We start from the raw sequence: 3,196 nt of genomic DNA, 5'->3' as shown, positions 1-3,196 counted from the left end.
GGTGCGCACGAGGGCGCCGGGCCGCACGGTGTCGGCGGGGGCGTCGGGGTTGATGCGGGTGAGCTCGGCTTGCAGCTGCTGGGCCTGCTGCATGTGGGCGGCGTTACGGTCGCGCTCGGCGTTGGCCATTTCGCGGCCGGTTTCATACTTGTCGCCGGCGCTGCTCTTGGTTTCGGAGGAGGAGGATTCCTGGGCCGCCTGCATGGCGGTGCGGGCGGCGGCAATGCGCTGCTCGATGAAGGCCTGGCAGAGGGCGTGGAGGGCGGGTTTGGTCATTAGTGTAAAACGATGGAAGCGCAACGCTGATTCTATGGTATTCGCTATTTCATTTACTCAATTGCTTGGTCGGATATTTAGGTGGTAAGGCATGAAGCGTACGCCCATACACGTAACACCAGAGCATAAACGGCCTAGACTTCATTGGGCTTTGATAATAACTGACCACTTCTGCCAGAACGGAATCAGCTCCCAAATATCGCTGAACATATACCGGTGAATCTGGGTCCAAGCCATTTAAGGGGAAGTTTCCTACTGGGTTGCCACCTTTTTCCCAAATGCGATAATACTGGATGAAATCGGCAGTATCGCGCGAGTGTTCCACATACAAAGCTGAATTAATTACTCCCCTGAAGGAATCATAACAATACATTTTGGGGTGCGCTTGAATACTCTCATTAGAGTAACGCGAATAGAATCGCAAAACCATAAAAAGAAGAATAGCCGCGCCAATAACAACAACTGTGACCTTTCCAGGCTGATTTAAGCCGACGTATTTCATAATAGTGAGTCATCAATTAAGCCTACTGTCTTTTTAACACTCGCCACCCACCACTCATCCTCCGGCCGCACCACCAGCACCCGGAAGCCGTGGCGCTCGCCTTCGAGGCGCACACCTTCGGAGTCGTCAATCAGCAGGTCGATGCCGAAGCTGGGCGGGTGCTTGGTGCAGCGGGCGCGGACTTCCCGGTCGTGCCGCTGCTGGTTCACCACGGCATCGAGCCGGATGCCGTGGAGCCAGAAGAGACGGCGGATGCGCCAGCCGCTGCGGTAGGAGGTGGTGTACACCCACACTTCCCAGCCGCGCTGGCGGCAATGGTCGGCGAGTGCTTTGGTGCCGAGGCACAGGCCCTCATTGCCCAGCAACCGGGCCAGCAGGCGGCGTTCAGGCTTTTCGAGCGGGAAATGGTGGCCGCAGCGGATGAGGGTATTATCGAGGTCGAAGGCGAGGCGCATTAATAGTCTGGCTTCTTCAATTCACGGTAATTCTCTAGCCTCTGCCGCATTAGGTCTGCGAACGAGTGGTGCCGTGAAGCACCACCAAGCCAACTGGCAAAATGCCAAGCTTCCCATTCTCTATCGGCTTCAACGGCCGGATTCAACGCCAGGAAACCGGCATCGCCCCAATCTGAAACCATCAGGCAACGCCGGAAATACCTGCTACGGGTGTACCTCGCATCCTGCTGGTTTTTTGGGTCAAAATATTGCTCGTCTGTAATATCTGTGTCATCATCCTGCTCCCAAATCTCTATTATCTCTTTATCCTTATTCACCAGCCAATCAATCTCTTCCGTCGAAAAGAGGCGGAAGATGAAGCAGTCAATAGGACCAAACCCGTTTGAAGTCGCCAAAAAGCTGCGGTATGATGGTGGCAAAGCAACTCCCAAACGCTGCTCAAGCATCCGCAAGTCGCTCTCAGTAGCGCCCGGAAATCCCAGCCAGCCGCTTTCCTTTTGCGCCGGCGAAACGAATCCATGCCAATCCGTTTCAATAAAGCTTGGGTCGGCCAGCACTTCTTGGCTGATTTGCTGTAGCAAATCAGGCCAGCCACTAACCTGTTCCGATGAAGTAAGCATCGTTACTAAATTGATTGGTGCAATAATCCCTCCGCCACCTTCCTATCGTTCCCCAGGCGCGGCACCTTGTTCTGCCCGCCCAGGCGGCCCAGGCTTTTCATGTAGCGCTGGAAGGCCCCGGCGGGCAGCGGCGTGAGGCGCAGGGGCACCAGAATGTTGCCCCGGCGCAGGTCGTCGTAGTAGGTATTACGGCGGCGCAGGGCGGTATCAAGCACGGCGGCGAAGGCGGCAGGGTCGTGCGGGGCGCGGGCGAATTCCACCAGCCACTCGTGGCGCGAGGGCGTGGCGGGGTCGTCGCTCACAAGCGGGGCCACGGTGAATTCGGTGACCTCGACCTCGGGGGCCTGGCGCATAGCTTCGCGCAGGGCCTGCTCCACCTCCTCCCCTATCACGTGCTCGCCGAAGGCCGAGAGGAAGTGCTTGATGCGGCCCGTGACCACCACGCGGTGCGGCCGAAGGCTCACGAAGCGCACCGTGTCGCCGAGGGAGTAGGCCCAGAGGCCGGCGTTGGAGGTGAGGACGACGGCGTAGTTGCGGCCGAGCTCCACGTCGGCGATGGTGAGGCGGGGTGCGTCGAGCTCGAAGAACCGCTCGGCGGGGATGAATTCGTAGAAGATGCCGCTGCTGAGCAGCAGCAGCAGCCCCGGGTTGCCGGGCTCGTCCTGAAAGGCCAAGAAGCCCTCGGAGGCCGGAAACAGCTCGATGCTGTCCACCGGGCGGCCGATGCTTTCGAAGAGCTTGGCGCGGTAGGGCTCGAAGTTGACGCCGCCGTAGACGAACAGGTTGAAATCGGGAAACAGGTCCTTAATGGGCCGGCCGGTGCGGGCCGTGAGACGGTCGAAGTACATCTGCACCCAGGGCGGAATGCCGGATATCAGGGTCATTTTCTGGCCCAGCGTTTCGTCCACGATGCGCTCCAGCTTGGTTTCCCAGTCTTCGATGACATTGGTGGCGTAGGTGGGCAGCTGGTTGCGGCGCAGGTACGCTGGCACGTGGTGGTTGGCAATGCCCGAGAGCCGGCCGGTGCGGATGCCATGGTGCATTTCCAGCGCCGGTGAGCCCGACAGAAATATCAGCTTGCCATCCAGGAACCGGCTGCGGCCGGTGCGGTAAATGTAGTAGAGCAGGGCATCGCGGGCGCCGTCGATGTGGTTGGGAATGCTGTCCTTCGTGATGGGAATGTACTTGGTGCCGCTAGTGGTGCCGCTGGTTTTGGCCAGGTACAGCGGGCGGCCGGGCCAGAGCACGTCGGCTTCGCTGGCCTGGGTGCGGTCGAACCAAGGCCGCAGGGCCTCGTAGTCGCGCACAGGTACCTGCCGGGCCAAATCGGCCGGCGTGCGCAC

General features: G+C 59.5%; 4 protein-coding genes and 1 pseudogene. All 5 read right to left on the bottom strand.

Translation table 11 applies throughout. The features are described 5' to 3' along the window. Positions 1-276: pseudogene (locus ACYVDE_RS18405) on the bottom strand (3-oxoacyl-ACP synthase); the annotation flags it as partial. Between the two features lie 49 nt (positions 277-325). Next, positions 326-778 (bottom strand): hypothetical protein, encoded by a 453-nt coding sequence (locus tag ACYVDE_RS18400; protein WP_460503010.1) that lies wholly within the window; start codon positions 776-778, stop codon positions 326-328. Then, the gene (locus tag ACYVDE_RS18395) at positions 775-1,233 is read right to left on the bottom strand and encodes a hypothetical protein (protein ID WP_460503009.1); all 459 of its coding nucleotides are present in this window, start codon (positions 1,231-1,233) and stop codon (positions 775-777) included. The genes ACYVDE_RS18400 and ACYVDE_RS18395 overlap by 4 nt, the downstream gene beginning before the upstream one ends. Beyond that, positions 1,233-1,853, bottom strand: coding sequence for an SMI1/KNR4 family protein (locus ACYVDE_RS18390; protein WP_460503008.1), 621 nt, complete (start codon positions 1,851-1,853; stop codon positions 1,233-1,235). The genes ACYVDE_RS18395 and ACYVDE_RS18390 overlap by 1 nt, the downstream gene beginning before the upstream one ends. A 5-nt stretch (positions 1,854-1,858) precedes the next feature. Next, on the bottom strand, positions 1,859-3,196 hold a 1,338-nt coding region (locus tag ACYVDE_RS18385; RefSeq protein WP_460503007.1), incomplete at its 5' end, for a GH3 family acyl-acid amido synthetase.

Source organism: Hymenobacter agri (assembly GCF_054778495.1).
Note: the sequence above shows the minus strand (reverse complement) of the source record. Positions and strands in the feature narration are given on the sequence as shown.

Coding starts and splice junctions, on each gene's coding strand:
- ACYVDE_RS18400 (WP_460503010.1), bottom strand. CDS start 778: ATGAAATACGTCGGCTTAAATCAGCCTGGAAAGGTCACAGTTGTTGTT.
- ACYVDE_RS18395 (WP_460503009.1), bottom strand. CDS start 1,233: ATGCGCCTCGCCTTCGACCTCGATAATACCCTCATCCGCTGCGGCCAC.
- ACYVDE_RS18390 (WP_460503008.1), bottom strand. CDS start 1,853: ATGCTTACTTCATCGGAACAGGTTAGTGGCTGGCCTGATTTGCTACAG.